The 16,675-nt window shown below is 72.5% G+C and carries 11 protein-coding genes; 9 read left to right on the top strand and 2 right to left on the bottom strand.

From position 1 onward, the window contains the following. The first annotated feature begins 82 nt into the window (after nt 1–82). The 5 genes from ACWENQ_RS20395 (at nt 83) to ACWENQ_RS20415 (ending at nt 6,278) form a co-directional block, all read left to right on the top strand. On the top strand, nt 83–586 hold the full coding sequence (locus tag ACWENQ_RS20395; RefSeq protein WP_449920827.1) for a SigE family RNA polymerase sigma factor: 504 nt from the start codon (nt 83–85) through the stop codon (nt 584–586). A gap of 211 nt (nt 587–797) precedes the next feature. After that, nucleotides 798–2,012, top strand: a complete 1,215-nt coding sequence (locus ACWENQ_RS20400) for a hypothetical protein (RefSeq protein ID WP_452415634.1) — start codon at nt 798–800, stop codon at nt 2,010–2,012. A 200-nt stretch (nt 2,013–2,212) separates the two neighbouring features. Next, on the top strand, nt 2,213–4,258 hold the full coding sequence (locus ACWENQ_RS20405; RefSeq protein WP_452415635.1) for an SPFH domain-containing protein: 2,046 nt from the start codon (nt 2,213–2,215) through the stop codon (nt 4,256–4,258). After that, nucleotides 4,255–5,484, top strand: a complete 1,230-nt coding sequence (locus ACWENQ_RS20410; protein WP_449920835.1) for an SPFH domain-containing protein — start codon at nt 4,255–4,257, stop codon at nt 5,482–5,484. The genes ACWENQ_RS20405 and ACWENQ_RS20410 overlap by 4 nt, the downstream gene beginning before the upstream one ends. 20 nt (nt 5,485–5,504) lie before the next feature. After that, nucleotides 5,505–6,278 (top strand): sporulation protein, encoded by a 774-nt coding sequence (locus ACWENQ_RS20415; protein WP_449920837.1) that lies wholly within the window; start codon nt 5,505–5,507, stop codon nt 6,276–6,278. Between the two features lie 56 nt (nt 6,279–6,334). On the opposite strand, the gene ACWENQ_RS20420 is transcribed toward ACWENQ_RS20415, so the two are convergent. After that, nucleotides 6,335–7,231: a PIG-L family deacetylase gene (locus ACWENQ_RS20420; RefSeq protein ID WP_452415636.1), complete on the bottom strand. Its 897-nt coding sequence runs from the start codon at nt 7,229–7,231 to the stop codon at nt 6,335–6,337. Nucleotides 7,232–7,398: 167 nt separating this feature from the next. Here ACWENQ_RS20420 and ACWENQ_RS20425 point away from each other — a divergent pair, with 167 nt between their 5' ends. The 3 genes from ACWENQ_RS20425 to ACWENQ_RS20435 are packed head-to-tail and all read left to right on the top strand — an operon-like array spanning nt 7,399 to nt 9,855. Beyond that, a complete protein-coding gene (locus tag ACWENQ_RS20425; RefSeq protein WP_449920842.1) occupies nt 7,399–8,430 on the top strand; it encodes a hypothetical protein in 1,032 nt (343 codons plus the stop codon). Continuing rightward, on the top strand, nt 8,427–9,047 hold the full coding sequence (locus ACWENQ_RS20430; RefSeq protein WP_452415637.1) for a hypothetical protein: 621 nt from the start codon (nt 8,427–8,429) through the stop codon (nt 9,045–9,047). Before ACWENQ_RS20425 ends, ACWENQ_RS20430 begins: the two co-directional genes overlap by 4 nt. A gap of 10 nt (nt 9,048–9,057) precedes the next feature. Then, a complete protein-coding gene (locus ACWENQ_RS20435; protein WP_449920846.1) occupies nt 9,058–9,855 on the top strand; it encodes an inositol monophosphatase family protein in 798 nt (265 codons plus the stop codon). Here the strand turns inward: ACWENQ_RS20435 and ACWENQ_RS20440 are convergent. Then, the gene (locus ACWENQ_RS20440) at nt 9,847–10,995 is read right to left on the bottom strand and encodes an SLC13 family permease (protein ID WP_449920847.1); all 1,149 of its coding nucleotides are present in this window, start codon (nt 10,993–10,995) and stop codon (nt 9,847–9,849) included. The genes ACWENQ_RS20435 and ACWENQ_RS20440 overlap by 9 nt on opposite strands. 95 nt (nt 10,996–11,090) lie before the next feature. On the opposite strand from ACWENQ_RS20440, the gene ACWENQ_RS20445 reads away from it, so the two are divergent. After that, nucleotides 11,091–16,661, top strand: a complete 5,571-nt coding sequence (locus tag ACWENQ_RS20445; RefSeq protein WP_452415639.1) for a TIR domain-containing protein — start codon at nt 11,091–11,093, stop codon at nt 16,659–16,661. Nucleotides 16,662–16,675: the final 14 nt, after the last annotated feature.

The raw sequence follows: 16,675 nt of genomic DNA on the forward strand, positions 1-16,675 counted from the left end.
GTCGCATCGGGCTGATTTTCTCCCGCCCGCCGTGCAACATCAGCGCCTCCCTCCCCGTCTATACCGGGATGGAAGGGACCACATGACCGACGATGCGCTGTTCGAATCGTTCGTCGCCGGCCGGGCCGACGCGCTGACCCGTTACGCGTACGCGCTGACCGGCAACCCGCACGACGCGGCGGACCTGGTGCAGGAGGCGCTGGTGCGGCTGCGCGGCTCCTGGTCGCGGGTGCGCCGCAAGCACGACCCCGAGAGTTACGTGCGGGTGTCGATGACCCGGCTGCACATCAACGTCTGGCGCCGGCGGCGGCGCGAGCATCTGGCGTGGGACCCGCCGGAGAGGGAGACGGCCGACGTCCCGTCGGCGTGGGCCGACTTCGACTCCGATCTGTGGCGGGAGCTGGCCAAGCTGCCCCGCCGTCAGCGCACGGTGATCGTGCTGCGCTACTACGAGGACCGGTCGGACGAGGAGATCGCCGCGATCATGGGCGTCTCCCAGGGCACGGTCCGCAGCCAGGCCTCCCGCGCGCTGGACAAGCTGAGGTCGAGCCTGACCCTGCTCCCCGAGCCCGAGCCGACCACATGAGCGCTCCCCTTGACCACCCCCTCGGCCGCCCCATGACCATCTCCATGGCCATCTCCATGACCGTCACCATGCCTACCCCCATGACCGTCACCGGCCCTGCCCCCGCGAGCCGCGGGCCGGGCCTGCGCCCCGGCGCACGCCGATCTCCCGGCCGCCGCGCCAAGCGTCCCGGATCGGCGCGACCCATCCCCCGAGAAACGGAGAGGACACGATGAGCGAGCTGGAAACCCTGCTGCAGGACTCCCTGTCCCGCTCGGCGGGCCGCGCGCCGGCCGCCCCCCACGACCTCCTCCAGCGGGTGGACGCCGCCGCCCGCCGCCGCCGTCGCAGGGGCACGGCGGTGGCGGGCGCGGCCGCCGCGGCTGCCGTGGTCGCCGTCACGATGACCGGCTTCCTCGTGACGTCCTCGCTGACGCCGGCGCGGCCGGCGGAACCGGCCGCGCCGGCCACGGCCTCCGGCGACCCGCAACCGCTGAGGAAGGTGTGGCCGCAAGCGGTCCACACCCTTCCGCGCACGCTGCCGGACGGCAGGCCGTACCAGGTGGAGAGGTTCCTCGACCGGGACACCCTGCTGGTGCGCACGACGAAGGACGGCAACCCCGACCGCCCCGACGGGCTGTGGTCCTACAACGTGAAGTCCGGCGCGCTGACCAGGCTGGTCGCCGTCCAGCCGCCGAAGGGCACGGTGGTGAGCTGGGCGTTCACCGCCGCCGGGGAGGGCCGGCTGGTCTGGTGGACGCTGCGCAAGGACGGCGCCCGCCGGGTGACCGACATCTGGGCGGCTCCGGTGAAGGGCGGCGCGCAGCGCAGGGTGACCTCCTTCGAGAGCGCGCCGGGACGAGGGGAGATCGGCCACTTCGCCGTCGCCGAAGGGAAGGTGGTCTGGTCGCTGGGCGGGGACGGCGGCCTGTACGAGGCGCCGCTGAGCGGCGGCGCTCCCAGGAGGATCGGCGGGACCGAGGGGCTGCATCTGCTCGGCTGGCCGTGGGCGGCGGCGTTCCAGTATCCGCGCACGAAGAAGCAGCCGGAGCCGCCCTTCGGCGAGCTGGTGAACGTGCTGACCGGCGAGCGGCGCGCGGCTCCGGCGATCAGCCAGGACCGGCCGGTGAACTGCGGGATCACCTGGTGCGTCGCCGGCGAGCGGGCCCTGACGCGCGACGGCTCGCGCGAACGCCTCCTGAGCGGTCGTGCCTGGGACGTGCCCGCGATGGACCGGTTCGTGCTCGCCACCAAGGTCGAGGACCTACGGCTCCAGCACACGCAGCTGTACGACCTGGCCACCGGCAGGGCGGGTGATCTGGGCATCAGGGCGGAGAAGAGGGGCGGATGGGCCTCCCCGACGCTCGACCGCCGCGCTCCGGGTGTGTTCGCCTACGAGCTCGACGGCAAGCTGACGGTCGTCGACCTCACGATCGCGTCGCGATGAGCCACGAAGAGGTAACAGGCCGTTTACACCGGGGCGCCTCCTCGGGTATCTCCTAGGGAGGTCCGCACCGTCCCAGCACGACACCTCGGGCACCGGCCGAGACCTTCGACCGTCACGGGCTGTTGACACTCTTTTGCAAGCGATCATCAAGGCTTGCCCGATACGGTACGGATTCCCCCCGGTTCGACAAGAGAGGTGCGATGTCTCGACCACGAGAAGCCCTGATCCAAGCCGGTCAGGGCATAGCTCAGGCCGTGGCCCAGGGCGGAGACGTACGGCAGGCGATGGGCCAGGCCGTCGAACAGGCCGTGGGCCAGGTCGGGCAGCTGGCAGGGCAGGCACCGGGCTTCCAGCTGAACCCCCGCGACTTCCTGGCCGCCCGTGACGGCGGCGCGTCCGTCGGCACGATCATCGAGGCGCGGTCGGCGACGCTGGGCGAGGCCGGTGAGATCGTCAGCCGCAGCTTCACCGAACGCGGCCCGAACGGCGAGCCCCTGCACGTCATCTCCCCCGTCGTGATCCCCAAGGGCAGCACCGCCAAGGTGCTCATCCCGCTGGCCATCCTGGTCGTGCTGGGGCTCGTCGGCGCCCTCGGCAACGTGGTGCCCGGTGTCGACGTGCTGTTCGGCGTGCACTACTGGGTGGTGCTGGTGCTGGCCGCCGCGTTCCTGTGGTGGCGGCGCAGCGTGGTCATGGTGCCCGAGGGCTGCAAGGCGCTGATCACCAAGTTCGGCAAGCTGGTGCACATCGCCGATCCCGGCCGGGTGACGCTGTTCAACCCGTGGAAGCGGGTCAGCTACATCGTCAACACCACTCGCGAGTACCCGTTCAACGCGCCCATCAGGGAGGCGCCGACCCAGCAGGGCGTCAAGGCGAGCGTCGACCTGTTCCTGCAGTTCAGGATCGAGAACCCGGCGGAGTTCATCTTCGTGCTCGGCTCGGTCAGCGGCTTCCAGTCCAAGCTGCAGAACGCCATCAGCGAGGTCACCCGCTCGCTCATCTACGCGCAGCGCGCCGAGGAGATCTACGACCTGGTGGGCGAGAGCACGCTCGGCATGCTCGACAGCCTCAACCAGCAGTTCCTGCCCGCCGTACGGCTGACGGACGTGAACATCACCCACGCCGAGCCGTCCAGCCAGGAGTACCGGATGGACCTGGCGGCCCCCGAGATGGTGCGGGTGGCCAAGGAGGCCTACACCTACGAGTACGAGCTGCAGCTGCGCAAGGAGCAGAACGAGGGCGACCTGGTCAAGGAGCTGGCCGGCCTGCAGGAGACGCTGAGCGCCATCCAGGCCGAGATCGCCTCCTACCAGGCGCGCATGGACACCGCGCTGGAGCGGGCCTCGCACCAGGCCAAGGCGCAGGCCAGGCAGCGGCTCGTCGAGGCCGAGTCGACGGCCAACGCCAACGCGGCGCTGCTGGAGGCCCAGGCGCTGGACATCAGGGCGCTGTCGGCGGCCGAGGCGCCCGAGATCCTCGACTACCGCTTCCAGCAGGACCTGCTGGACAAGCTGGAGTCGGTGGCCGCGCGCCTGCCGCAGGTGGTGCAGGTGGGCGAGCAGACCGACATCGATTTCCTCGCGCTGGCCCAGCAACTGGTCGGCGGCAAGGGGGCGGCGCTGTTCTCGCCCGAGGACATGGCGGCCATCAGGGCCAGGCTGGCCGAGATCGCGCAGCGGGTCGAGCAGCGCGAGGACGAGGTCACCGCACTGCTCAAGCGCGCCGCCGACGAGGTGGCGACCGCCGCCGATCCCGAGCCCGCGGCCGTCCCCGACGCCGTGATCACCGCCATCGCGCAGGCACCCGCCGAGCCGGCGCGTCCCGCCGCGGCCACTGCCGCCCCCGGTGCCGCCGGCAGCGGCGCCTTCGGTAGCGCCGCCCCCGGTGACGGCGCGGCCGGCTCCCCCCGCGCGGCGGCCGGCGGCCCCGACTGGGCGGACGTCGACGCCGAGACGACGATCGAGCGCCCGATGCGCCTGCCCAACCCGGCGCCTCCCTCGGCGCCCAGCGCGCTGCCCTCCTACGAGCGGCCCGTGCCCCCGCCGCCCGCCCCCGGCTCGGCCGTCCCCGGCCCGTCCACGCCGGGCTTCCCCGACGTGTCCGCACCCGGCTCGGTTCCCGGCGCGCCCGCCCCCGGCCCGTCAGGCGGGGGCCGGCCCGCGCCGCCGCCCGAGCCGCGCCCGCTCGGTACCCCTGTCTGGCCCGCCCGGCAGCCCCAGGGCAACGAGGAGGATGACGCCCGATGAGCCGCGAGTTCTCGAAGATCAAGGAGTCGCTGGCCGCCTGGTCCGAGATCCGCCAGCTGCTGCGCGGCGGTGAGCAGGGCCAGCTCGTCCCCGTGGTCATCCCCAAGGACAGGCGCGGCTTCGCGTGGATGACCCTGGTGTTCCTCGCCCTGTACTTCGCGCTGATGGCCGTCTTCACCGGCGAGCTGCTGGCGGTCCTGGCCGCCATCGCCGTCCTGCTGATCGCCCTGATCTCGGTGTGGCGGGGCGCCATCATCGAGATCGAGGAGGGCACCACGGGCGTGCGCAGCAGGTGGGGCGCGATCACCGGGGTGCTTCCCCCCGGTCGCCACTACCTGTGGCTGCCCTGGGACAAGGTGGACGCCGTCGTCGACACCTCCACCGAGATCCCCTACTCGGCGCCCATCTCCGCCTGCCCGACGGCCGAGAACGTGCCGCTGAAGTCGATCGAGTTCTTCCTGAAGTTCCGCATCGTCGACCCGGTGGCCTTCGTCCGCACGATCGGCGCGGGCAACTTCGACCTGGTGCTGTCGAGCGCCGTCCAGGACGCCATCAGGCAGCGCAGCCGCAGGGTCAACACCGAGCGCGCCTACGACCTGCGCGGCTCCGACGTGGGCGACATGCAGGAGGCGCTCAACAGGCAGCTCGGCCGCTACGGCGTGCGCGTCACCGGCGCCAACATCCCGGACGTGCAGCTGCCCGACCAGTACCAGCAGCACCTGGCCACCCGGGAGAAGGTCGCCAAGGAGCTGTCGGCCTACGAGCGGGAGTGGGAGCTGACGCGCAAGCGCCGCATCGACACCTTGCTGATGGAGATCGAGCGGTCGAAGAAGACCCGCGACGCCCGCGTCGTCGAGGTCAAGGCCGCGCACAACACCGCCCGCAAGGACGTCGCCCGTATGCTGGAGGAGCAGGAGACCGAGGCCCAGCGGGTGCGATGGGAGATCGAGGCGCGCGGCAGGGCCGAGCTCACCGCCGCCGAGAACGAGGCCAAGGCACTGCGCAGGCTCGCCGACTCCTACCGTGACAACCGCGCGGTCCTGCAGTACGAGCTGGCTCGCCGCCGGCTCGACGTGGGGGCCAAGCTGGCCGAGAACGCCCCGCAGCCGCTCGTCGTCCGTACGGCGAGCGGGCAGGGCGATTCGGCGCTGTCCACCCTGCTCCTGGCCCAGCTGCTGCCCAGGATCGCGGGGAACGGCCCGGCCAACCCGCCCGTTGGCCAGTAAAAACCTCAAGGAGAACGCTCATGGTGTTCCGCAAGCTGAAGGCCGCCTTCGGGGCAGGCGTCGAGGTCGACACGGTTCTGCACAACACCACTGTCCGGCCGGGTGAGGCCCTGCGCGGCGTGGTCAACTTCAAGAGCGGCAGCTCGGACTACAAGGTCGACGGGATCACCATCGACCTGACCGCCGTCGTCGAGGTCGAGAGCGGCGACCACGAGTTCAAGACCACCTACAGCTTCCTGCGCCAGCAGGTGGCCGGGCCGTTCCACCTGGCCGGGGGGGCCGCCCACCAGCAGCCGTTCCAGATCCCGGTGCCGTGGGAGACGCCGATCAGCGCGATCGGCAACCACCCGCTGCACGGGATGCGCCTGGGCGTGCAGACCGAGCTGTCCCTGGCCGGCGCGATGGACAAGGGCGACCTCGACCCGCTGTACGTCACGCCGCTGCCGGCCCAGGAGCACGTGCTGGCCGCGCTCGACCGGATGGGCTTCCGCTTCAAGAAGGCCGATCTGGAGCGCGGCACGCTGTACGGCTCGACGATGCCGTTCTTCCAGGAGATCGAGTACTACGCCGGCGGCCAGTGGCGCGGCCACTTCAACGAGCTGGAGCTGACGTTCATCGCGGGTCCGACCCAGATGGACGTGATCCTGGAGGCCGACAAGCGTGGCGGCTTCCTGACCTCCAGCCACGACACCTACAACCGTTTCACCGTCCGCTACGGCGACCACCCCGGCGCGGCCGAGCAGGCGCTGCAGGCGGGCCTGGAGCAGATGGCCCGGCGCCGCGGCTGGTTCTAGCCCGTGGGGTACGGCACGGAGTGAGGGGCTGCCCGGCCCCTCACTCCCGCCCCCGCCTACCGCTCGGGCGGCGCGACGGTGTACATCCGGCCGACCCAGTCGCCGTAGCGCGGCGCGCCGCGGGTCCGGTAGTCGTGGCGCCGGTAGATCTGGAAGACCACCCGTTTCAGCCACGCGGCTCCCGCCCGCAGGTTCGGCGGCGCCGACGTGATCGGATACCCGCGGTAGGACCGCACGCGCACCCGCATTCCCGCCGCCGCGGCCCTGGCGAACCTGGCCGAGGCGGTGTGGTCGTGGTGGTCGGCAGGCGTTCCCGACGGGTCGGGGTCGAGCGTGCGCAGCTCGGTCGGCCCGAACCCGGTCAGCAGCGCGGCCAGCATGCCGACCACGTCCGCCTTCGACAGGCACCTGCCCGGCAGGCTGAAGGCCCGCACGCAGCGCGTCACACCGGACAGCAGCCGCGACAGCGCGTCCGGCCCGCCGTCGGCGCGCGGGTCGCCGCCGTCGGGTAACCCGGCGAAGACCAGCCGCACCCTCGGGCTGGCGACCAGCCACTCGGTCCTGACCGGCACCCCGCCCGCCAGCTCCGTACGGCCGTGCCACCGGTCGGGCACCCCGGCCAGCCACGCGTAGGCGGCGCGGATGCCGTCCTGCCGTCGCCGGGCGTACTCGTGCGGATCGTGATCGTCGTCCAGGCCCGCCGTCCCCTCCCCCGCGGTGAGGAACACCGTCATGGTGGGCCAGCCCGCCACCACGGCGGCGAACAGGTCCGGGCTCATGAACAGCAGGTCGTCGTCGGGGTGCGCCACCACCTGGACGTAGCGCTCCCCCTCCGGGGGCCGGCCGGACAGGCACCGGTCCGGGCGGACCGCCACCGGCAACGCCGCCAGCACGATGAGCGCGCCGCCGACGAACAGGCTGAGCGCGCGCGTGCCGTACCGGCCGAAGAACAAATCCCACCCCCGTGAGCCCCGTCCGTCGACCGTAGGGGTGGGCGATATGTCGTGACATCGGCCGGAAGTCGGGTCCGCCTCCTCCCCTGGTATTACCGTGCGCTGGTGATCGCGTGACGCGCTCGTTACCATGGCGTGGGGAGTCATGAGGAGGTGCGGGGCACACCATGAGGCGGCTCGTCACGGGGATCAAGCGGGCCGCGCCCTGGGCGGCGCAGAACGCCGACGGCGCCATCGCGCTGACGCTCGCGGTCGTGGTCGGCGTGCTCGGCATCATGCCGGACCCGGTCATCCTCGACACCGTCAAGACCCAGCTCATCAGCTCCGCGACGCTGGTCATCCTGGCCCTCGTCGCCACCGCGCTGCTCAGGGACCGGGTACGCCAGGCCCCCGTCGAGCGCACCATCACCTCGGGCGCCCTCGCCCAGCTGCCCGAGCGGCTGCAGCGCCTGGAGCACCTGGAGTCGCTGGTCGCCGGCACCCGGCGGGCACTCGACGAGTTGCAGCTGGTCAGGGTGCTCGGCAGCCGGCAGGAGATCGCCGAGGCGCTGGCCGCCGCCCGCAGGGACACCACACGCTGGAGCTTCAAGGGCGGCACGGGCACCTACCTGCGGGCCGTCACGCTGCCGCAGTGCGTGGCGGCCGCGCGCCGGGTGCGGCGGCATCTCACGATCACGATCGAGATCATCGACCCCACCGACGAGAACGTCTGCGAGGCCTACGCGCACTACCGGCGCTCGCTGTCCGACCTGCCCGACGGCACGGGCGAGCGATGGTCGACCGACCGGGCCAGGAAGGAGTCCTACGCGACGATCCTGGCCGTCTTCTGGCACCGCCAGCGCTACGGGCTGCTCGACATCGGCGTCGGCCTGTCCCGCACGATGACCACCTTCCGCTGGGACCTGTCGGCCACGCGGCTGGTCATGACCGTCGAAGACCCGAACAGGGCGATGAGCGCCCTGGCCGGCACCTTCTACTACGAGAACTGCGACTCGGAGCTGCGGCTCAGTCTCGAGCAGGCCCGGCGGGTCCCCGTCGAGCGCTACAAGGCGGTGCCGCTCAGCGACGAGCCCACGGTCGAGGAGGTCGAGGAGCTGTTCAGGCGGATCGAGCTACCGTTGCCCAAGGCCTACACCGAGCACGACGTCGTGGACGTCACCAGGAAGGCCCTGCAGGCCAAGGACCCCTACGGGTCATGAGCCACCAGGCGGTGTACGAGGAGATCCTGCGCGGCGGCGCCCGGCGGTGGGCGCTGGAGGCGCTGGCCGGCCTGGGCGACCTGCGCGCCGTACGGCATCCGCTGGGTTTCGTCTGCCTGCCGCTCGAGCGCGACGGCGGCGACGGCGTGTGCCTGCACCTGTGGTCCAAGGCGTTCCCGCACGCCGACGCCACCACCTCACAGATCCACTGCCACAGCTGGGACCTGGTCAGCCACGTCCTGTACGGCCAGGTGCGCAACGTCCACGTGATCGTCGAGGACGCCGCCGACGACGCCACGCACCGGGTGTTCAAGGTGGTCAGCGACCCCGGCGGCGACCGCATCGAGCCGACCGAGCGGACCGTGCGGCACCGCACCAGCCTGGTGGAGGTGTTCGGCGAGGGCGAGACCTACATGCTGCCGGCCGACCGCTTCCACGCCAGCGTCATCCCCGAGGACGGCGAGGCGGCCACCATCGCCCTGGGCAGGGGCCGGCCGGGCAGCCACGACCTGTCGCTCGGCCCGCTCGGCACGTCGGCCCACCACACCATCCGCGAGCATCTCGACGCCGCCGAGACCGCCCGCGCGGCGAGGCTGATCGCCGAGCACCTCATCTAGGGAGGATCCCGTGGATCTCGAGCACGCTCGGCACGTGGCGGTGCAGGCCGCCGAAGCCGCCGGGAGGATCCTTCGCGAGGGCGGGCCCGCGCCCGCCGTGCGGCCGAAGGGCGACAACGGCGACGTGGTCACCGACCTCGACCTGGCCTCGGAGAAGCTCCTGCTCGAACGGATCCTGACGGCCTTCCCCGCCCACTCGGTGATCGCCGAGGAGTCGGGGCTGGTGGGGGCGGCGGGCGGGGAGTGGACGTGGCTCATCGACCCGCTCGACGGCACCAACAACGTGGCCATCGGCCTGCCCGCCTACGTCGTCGGGCTGGCGCTGTGCCACCGCGGGCGGCCCGTCGTGGGCGTGGTGCACGAGCCGGTCGCCGACCGCACCTGGTCGGCCCTCCGCGGGAGCGGAGCCTACGGCCCTGCCGGGGTACGGCTGGCGCCGCCGTACCGGCCCTGGCGGCACGGGCCCGTGGTGGCGTGGACGCAGGGTCACGGGGTCTCGCGCGCCGCGGCGCACCCGCTGAAGATGCGCCTGGACCTGGGGGCCCGGCGGGTGCTGCAGCTGTGGGCGCCGCTGCTGTCGTGGGCGATGCTGGCCAGGGGCGACATCGACGGGTTCGTCGGCTACTGCGCCGAGGCCGTGGACCTGCCCGCGGGGGCGTTGCTGGCCCACGAGGCCGGCATCGAGATCAGGGCGCTGGACGGCGGCCCGTTCCCCTGGAGTCTGGAGGGGCCGCCCGAGGACCGCAGTTTCGTCGCCGGGCACCCGCGGGCGATCCCCGCGCTGCTGGAGCTGATCGGGTCAGCCTGAGGAGGCCGTCAGCGCGGCGACGCCGGCCAGGATCCCGGCGACCGCCAGCCCGGCGCCGGTGAGCAGGAAGCGGCCCATGGGCACCTTGACCCCGTGCCTGGCGCACGACTCGAACCACAGCAGCGTGGCCAGCGACGCCCACGGGGTGACGACGGGCCCCACGTTGACGCCCATGAGCAGGGCGAGCGGGTCGGCCACGACGCTCTCCAACGCCTTGTACGCGGGCAGGTTGTTGATCAGGTTGGCCAGGCCGGCGCCGACGAACGCGGTGCGATAGGGGTCCTGGGCCTCGCCCAGCAGCCACGACATGGCCGTGCCGAGCCCGTGCGCGCTCAGTGTCGGCACGACGAGGAACAGCCCGGTGACGAAGATCAGCAGCTGCCACGGGACCAGGCCCCAGGTGAGCTTGGCCCGGTCCCTGACCGAGAAGGCGACCACCACGATGGCCGCCGCGACCGGTGCCGCCACCGAGACCGGCACCTCCAGCAGCAGCGCGCCGACGAACAGCACGCACGCCACGGACGCGGCCCAGAACAGCACCCGGTCGGCGACCGGCTCCAGGACGGGAGGGGTGTAGCGCCGGTTGCCCCGCCAGTAGAACACCCACAGGAACACCATCGTCACCGCGATGGCCGCCAGCTGGGCCGCCCACATGTGCCCGGCGAACTCCCTGGTGGACAGGTTGATCCTGGCCATGCCCAGCAGGTTGGTGAGGTTGGAGACCGGCAGCAGCAGGCTGGCGGTGTTGGCCAGCCAGATCGTCGTCATCGCCAGCGGCAGCGCGGCGATGCCCGCGCGTGGCGCCAGGGCCAGCATGACGGGCGTCAGCAGGACCGCCGTGGTGTCGAGGTTGAGGAAGATCGTCACCAGCGAGGCGAAGAGCACGCACAGCAGGAAGAGGGCGACGTTGCTGCCCCGCGCCAGCACCGCCATCCTGCCCGCGATGACGTCGAAGACCCGGGCCTCCTTGGTCAGCTCCGCCAGCACGATGACCCCGACCAGGAAGATCATCAGCGGCCAGATGCCGTCGAGCTCCTCGACGGCCCTCTCGAGGGGGAGCAGCCCCGTCGCCACGAACGCCAGCCCGAGGGCGAGCAGCCCGATCCTGATCCAGTCCAGGACGCCCAGTCGGCTCAGCACGGGTCGATCTTCGCACATGGACCCGAGTCGACGAACTGATCGTGTCGCGTGCCGTAACCCTCCACAACCGCGTCCGTAGCGGGGATACTGGCGCAATGGCGCGTGACGGCAGGCCCACCGACATCTTCGTCAGCTACTCCCCCGCCGACACGGCCTGGGCCACGTGGATCGCCTGGGAGCTCGAGGCGGCCGGCTACCGGACGATGATCCAGGCATGGGACTTCGTGCCCGGCACGAACTTCATCGACTTCATGGACAGAGGCGTCAGCGAGGCGCAGGTCGTCGTGGCCGTGCTGTCGCGCAACTACCTCGGCTCCCGCTACGGCCGCATGGAGTGGCAGGCCGCGCTGCGCGCCGTGCCCGACAACCCCTCCGCCAAGCTGATCACCGTCCGCCTCGAGGACGTCCCGCTCGGGGGCCTGCTGTCCACCATCACCTGGGTCGACCTGGTGGGCGTCACCGACCAGGCCACGGCGCGCGGCCTGCTGCTCAACCGCATCGCCGAGGCGGTCGCCGGGCGGGCCAAGCCCCACCTGCCGCCCGCCTTCCCGCACGGCGCGGCCGAGCCTGAGCGCGAGCCGGAGCCGGAGCCCCCGCACGAGGCGCCCTCCAGGGAGCGCCTCGACCGGGCCAGGCGCACCCCGCGGACCGCCCCGTCGTTCCCGCTCGGCCCGGCACAGCAGCGCACCCGCGACACGCTCAGCGTGTTACACCTGGGCGGCACCAGGTTCGGGCGGGCGCTGCCCGAACCCGGCGAGCCGTTCACGCCGGAGGACCTGCAGGCCCGCATCTGGGCGGACCTGACCAGGATGCAGGACAAGGGCATGCCCAAGCCGGACCTGATGCTGGTCACCGGCGACCTGACCGAGTCGGGCACGCTCACCCAGTTCGGTCACGCCACCCAGTTCCTGACCAGCCTGCGCGTGCTGCTCGGTCTCGAACCGCGCCGCCTGGTCGTGGTGCCGGGCCCGCGCGACGTCACCAAGGCCGCCGCCAAGGCCTACTTCGCCACCTGCGAGGCCGACGACGTACGGCCGCACCCGCCGTACTGGCCGAAGTGGCGCCACTACGCGGGCATGTTCGCCGAGCTGCACCACGACGGGGCGGTGTTCGACGGCGGGCAGCCGTGGACCCTGTTCGAGCTGCCCGAGCTGCGGCTGGCCGTGGCGGGGCTCAACTCCACCATGGCGATGAGCCACCTGGAGAAGGACGCCTACGGCCTGGTCGGCGAGGCGCAGGCGGCCTGGTTCGCCGAACGGCTGCGCGAGTACGAGGAGCGCTCCTGGATGCGCCTGGGCGCGATCGGCCACGCGCCCAGCGGGTTGCGCGACATCACCACGATGGAGCGGCTGATCGGGCACCGGCTGAACCTGCTCTTCCACGGGCCCGGCCCCACCGCCGAGGGCACGGTCGGCGCGCCCAGGCGCCACCAGGTCGTCGAGCTGACCCCCACCGGCATCCGGCTCTGGCGGCCCGACGGGGAGCCGGAGCGCACGCCGTACCGGTGGAAGGCGGCCCGGTCGACGTTCACCGGCGAGGCCGCGCCGGGCCCCGCCAAGACCCCGGAGGTCGTCGAGCGCCAGCCGAGCCCCGCGCAGCTGCTGCTCGACCGCATCGCCGAGGTGTGCGAGGCCAGGCACGAGCGCGTCAAGATCCGCAGGTTCGACACCCATCTGGTGATGACCTACCCGGAGGACGGCTTCGTCCGCCAGTCGATGATCGCCGCCCACGTGGGCGAGCTGTCCGCCGAGCACACCGAGGCCCTCGTCCGGCAGGCGCACGCCACCACCCTCGCCCTCGAACTCGTCTACCAGGGCCCGCCGCCCCCCAGGGTGCTGCGCGAGGACCTGATGCGCAGGGGCGTGCGGGTGCGCAGCTTCACCGAGTTCCAGGGCCTGCTCGACCTGTCGGAGTACGTCGCCGAGCAGTCCATGAGGTTGCGCGCCGACCGCCGCTACCCGCCCGAGCTGTACGTGCCCCAGCGCTACCGCGAGCTCGACCGCCCCACGCCCGAGACCAAGGACGGGCTCACCGACGAGCTGATGCGGCTGCTGTCGGCCGACCACGGCAGGTTCCTGCTGCTGCTCGGCGACTTCGGCCACGGCAAGACGTTCGCCCTGCGGGAGCTGGCCAGGCGCATCCCCACCGAGCTGCCGCACCTGACGCCGATCCTCATCGAGCTGCGCGCCCTGGACAAGGCGCACTCCGTCGACGGGCTGGTGGCCGCGCACCTGGCCAACCACGGCGAGGAGCTCATCGACCTCAAGGCCTTCCACTACCTGCTCCGGCAGGGCCGGATCGTGCTGCTGTTCGACGGGTTCGACGAGCTGGTCACCCGCGTCACCTACGACCGGGCGGCCGACCACCTGACGACGCTGCTGGCCGCGGCCGAGGACAAGGCGAAGATCGTCGTGGCCAGCCGTACCCAGCACTTCAAGTCCCACGGGCAGGTGCTGACCACGCTGGGCGAGATGGTCGGGGTCCTGCCGCAGCGGCGCGTCATCAGCGTCGAGGACTTCACGCACGGGCAGATCCGCGCCTACCTCGCCAACCGCTTCACCGACAGCGACGAGGCGCAGGCCCGCCTGTCGCTGCTCGAAGGCATCAAGGACCTGCTCGACCTCGGGCGCAACCCCAGGATGCTGAGCTTCATCGCCGATCTCGACGCCGAGCGGCTGCGCACGGTCGCCACCGCGCGCCACACGATCAGTCCGGCCCTGCTGTACGAGGAGATCCTCACCTCCTGGCTCGCCTTCGAGGAGCGGCGCACCAGCGTGCCGGGCGCTCCCGCGCCGCTGACCGCCGGGGAGCTGTGGCGGGCGGTCACGGCGCTGGCGCTGCGGCTGTGGGACACCGGCGAGTCCTTCCTCGGCCTGGCGGAGCTGACCGAGATCGCCGAGACGCTCACCGACCTGGCCGACGGGCAGCTGACCGGCGTGCAGGCGGCCCACGCGGTCGGCACGGGCAGCCTGATGGTGCGCACCGACGAGGGGATGTTCGGCTTCATCCACGCCTCGGTGATGGAGTGGCTGATCGCCCGGCAGGTCGCCGCCTCACTGCCCGACTCGTCGCTGCTGGCCAGGCGCCCGCTGTCGGCGCTGATGGTGGAGTTCCTGTGCGACCTGGCCGACATCAGGGCCACCCAGAACTGGGTGGCCACGGTGCTGTCCGACCCCGGCACCGACGACGTGGTCAGGGCCAACGCGGTCAAGATCCTGGCGCGGCTGCGCACCCCCGCCAAGGCCGACCTGCGCGGCGCGAACCTGCAGGGCGAGGACCTGTCCGGGCGCGACCTGCGCGAGGTCGACCTCACCGGCGCGCGGCTGGACGGGGCGACGCTGGCCGGCACCGACCTGTCCAGGGCGACCCTGCGCGACGCGGTCCTGCAGGGGGCCCGGCTCGACGGCGCCGTCCTGTCCGGCGCGGACCTGCGGGGGGCCGACCTGTCAGGAGCCCGGCTGTTCGGCACCGACCTGAGCGACGTCTCCGTCGAGGGCAGCCGCTGGCACCGCGCCGCGCTCATCAACACCAAGGGGACGCTGCCGCCGCTGCGCGGGGCGGCCGTCGTGCCGGGCGACCCGGTCGAGGTGGAGCTGGCGCCCGCGGCGATCGGCGTGCCGTACGGGTACCACTTCCAGACCAGCCGCCTGCCCGAGCCGATCGCCTACAGCCCCTCGGGCGCGCTGCTGGCGGTCGGCAACGAGGACGGCGGCGTGCTGCTGTCCACCGGCGGGCTGCCGGTCCGCACGCTGCAGGGCCACAGCGGGCGCGTCTACGCGGTGGCCTTCAGCGACGACCTGCTCGCCACCGGTGCCAGCGACGGAACGGTGGTGCTGTGGGACCCGCTCACCGGCCGGCCGCTGCACACGCTGCGCGGCCACGCGGACGGGGTGTGGCCGGTGCGCTTCAGCCCCGCGGGCGACCTGATCGTCGCCGGCGGCGGGGACGGCGTCGTGCGGATCTGGTCCACCTCGACCGGCGCGCTCCTGCACCGGCTGAGCGGCCACACCGCGCCCATCTTCACCGCCGCGTTCACCCCTTCCGGGCTGGTCACGGGCGACTCCGCGGGCACCGTCCGGGTGTGGGACCCCCGCTCAGGCCGGCACGTGCGCACGCTGTTCTCCGGGCAGGGCGCGGTCTACCGCGCCGCCGCCGGCGCCGACCTGCTGGCCACCGGCCACGAGGACGGCACGGTGCGGGTGTGGCGGAACGGCGAGCTCCTGCACACGCTGTCCGGGCACCAGGGGCGGGTCTACTGCGTCGCCTTCTCACCTGACGCCGACCTGCTGGCCACCGGCGACACCGAGGGCGCCGTCCTGCTGTGGGAGCCGCGCTCCGGCCACTCACGCGGCCTGCACACCACCCACCGGGCCGCCGTCTACCAGGTGACCTTCTCCCCCACCGGCGAGCTACTGGCCACCGGAGACTCCGACGGCACCGTCCGCGTGCAGGAGATCGGCGGGCCGCGCAGGACCGAGCTGTCGGGGCACCGCAGCTCGGTGTGGCCCTTCTCCTTCCGCCCCGACGGGGCGCAACTGGCCACCAGCAGCAACGACGGCACCACCCGTCTGTGGGATCCCGTGACCGGCCAGTGCACCCGCATCCTGCGCGGCCACGGCCGCCGCATCTCCTCCGTCTCCTTCAGCGCCGACGGCTCGATGCTGGCCACCAGCGGCAACGACGGCGCGGTACGGATCTGGGAGCCGCGCACGTGCCGCCGCCTGCGGGAGTTCACCGGCGCCGCCGACCGCCTGATCTCCGCCGTCTTCTCCCCCGCAGGGCCCGTCCTCGCCACCGCCAGCAACGACGGCGGCGTCCACTTCTGGAACGCGGTCACCGGCGACCACGAGCGCGAGCTGAACGTCGAGACCGACCACGTGTGGGCCGAGGCGTTCAGCCCCGACGGCTGGCACATCGCCACCGCCAACGACGACGACAGCGTCCGCATCTGGTACCGGCCGACCGCCCGCCTGGTCAGCGACCTGGCCGACCACAAGGGCAGGGTGCGCTCGATCGGCTTCAGCCCCGACGGGGTCTTCGTCGCCACCGGCTGCGACGACCGGCTGGTCCGCGTCTGGCACGTCGAGTCGGGCGGCAGGGTGGCGACCCTGGAAGGGCACACCGACCGCGTCTACTCCGTCTCCTTCGACCCCACGGGCCGCCTGCTGGCCAGCGCCTCCAACGACGGCAGGGCGATGATCTGGGAGCTGCGCCCGGGCAAACCGTGGAATCCCCGGCTGCTGCACACGCTCAGCGGGCACGCGGGCCGGCTGTGGAGCGCCGACTTCTCCGCCGGGGGCGACCTGCTGGCCACCGGCGGCGACGACCTGGCCGTGCGGGTGTGGGAGGTCGCCACCGGACGGCTGCTGCACACGCTGACCGGCCACACGCGCCGGGTGCTGACCGTCGCCTTCTCCCCCGACGGGCTGCTGGCCAGCGCCGGCGACGACGGGGTGGTCATCCTCTGGCGCGACGGCGTACGGCAGGCCACGCTCCTCGGCCTGCCCGAGGGCTGGGCGGCGCTGGCGCCCGACGGGCGCTACAAGTTCCAGGGCGAGGTGGCCGGGCAGTTCTGGCACGTGATCGGGACGGCCAGATTCGAGCTGGGCGAGCTGGATCCGCACCTGCCCGCCGTCCGGTCGGTCGCCCTGGACGCCGAATTCTGATCGTGGTAGATGGC

This window comes from Nonomuraea sp. NPDC004354, assembly GCF_053602555.1.

What these genes read in the sequence shown, in the direction of transcription:
- ACWENQ_RS20395 (WP_449920827.1), top strand. Translation starts at nt 83, where the DNA reads ATGACCGACGATGCGCTGTTCGAATCGTTCGTCGCCGGCCGGGCCGAC.
- ACWENQ_RS20400 (WP_452415634.1), top strand. Translation starts at nt 798, where the DNA reads ATGAGCGAGCTGGAAACCCTGCTGCAGGACTCCCTGTCCCGCTCGGCG.
- ACWENQ_RS20405 (WP_452415635.1), top strand. Translation starts at nt 2,213, where the DNA reads ATGTCTCGACCACGAGAAGCCCTGATCCAAGCCGGTCAGGGCATAGCT.
- ACWENQ_RS20410 (WP_449920835.1), top strand. Translation starts at nt 4,255, where the DNA reads ATGAGCCGCGAGTTCTCGAAGATCAAGGAGTCGCTGGCCGCCTGGTCC.
- ACWENQ_RS20415 (WP_449920837.1), top strand. Translation starts at nt 5,505, where the DNA reads ATGGTGTTCCGCAAGCTGAAGGCCGCCTTCGGGGCAGGCGTCGAGGTC.
- ACWENQ_RS20425 (WP_449920842.1), top strand. Translation starts at nt 7,399, where the DNA reads ATGAGGCGGCTCGTCACGGGGATCAAGCGGGCCGCGCCCTGGGCGGCG.
- ACWENQ_RS20430 (WP_452415637.1), top strand. Translation starts at nt 8,427, where the DNA reads ATGAGCCACCAGGCGGTGTACGAGGAGATCCTGCGCGGCGGCGCCCGG.
- ACWENQ_RS20445 (WP_452415639.1), top strand. Translation starts at nt 11,091, where the DNA reads ATGGCGCGTGACGGCAGGCCCACCGACATCTTCGTCAGCTACTCCCCC.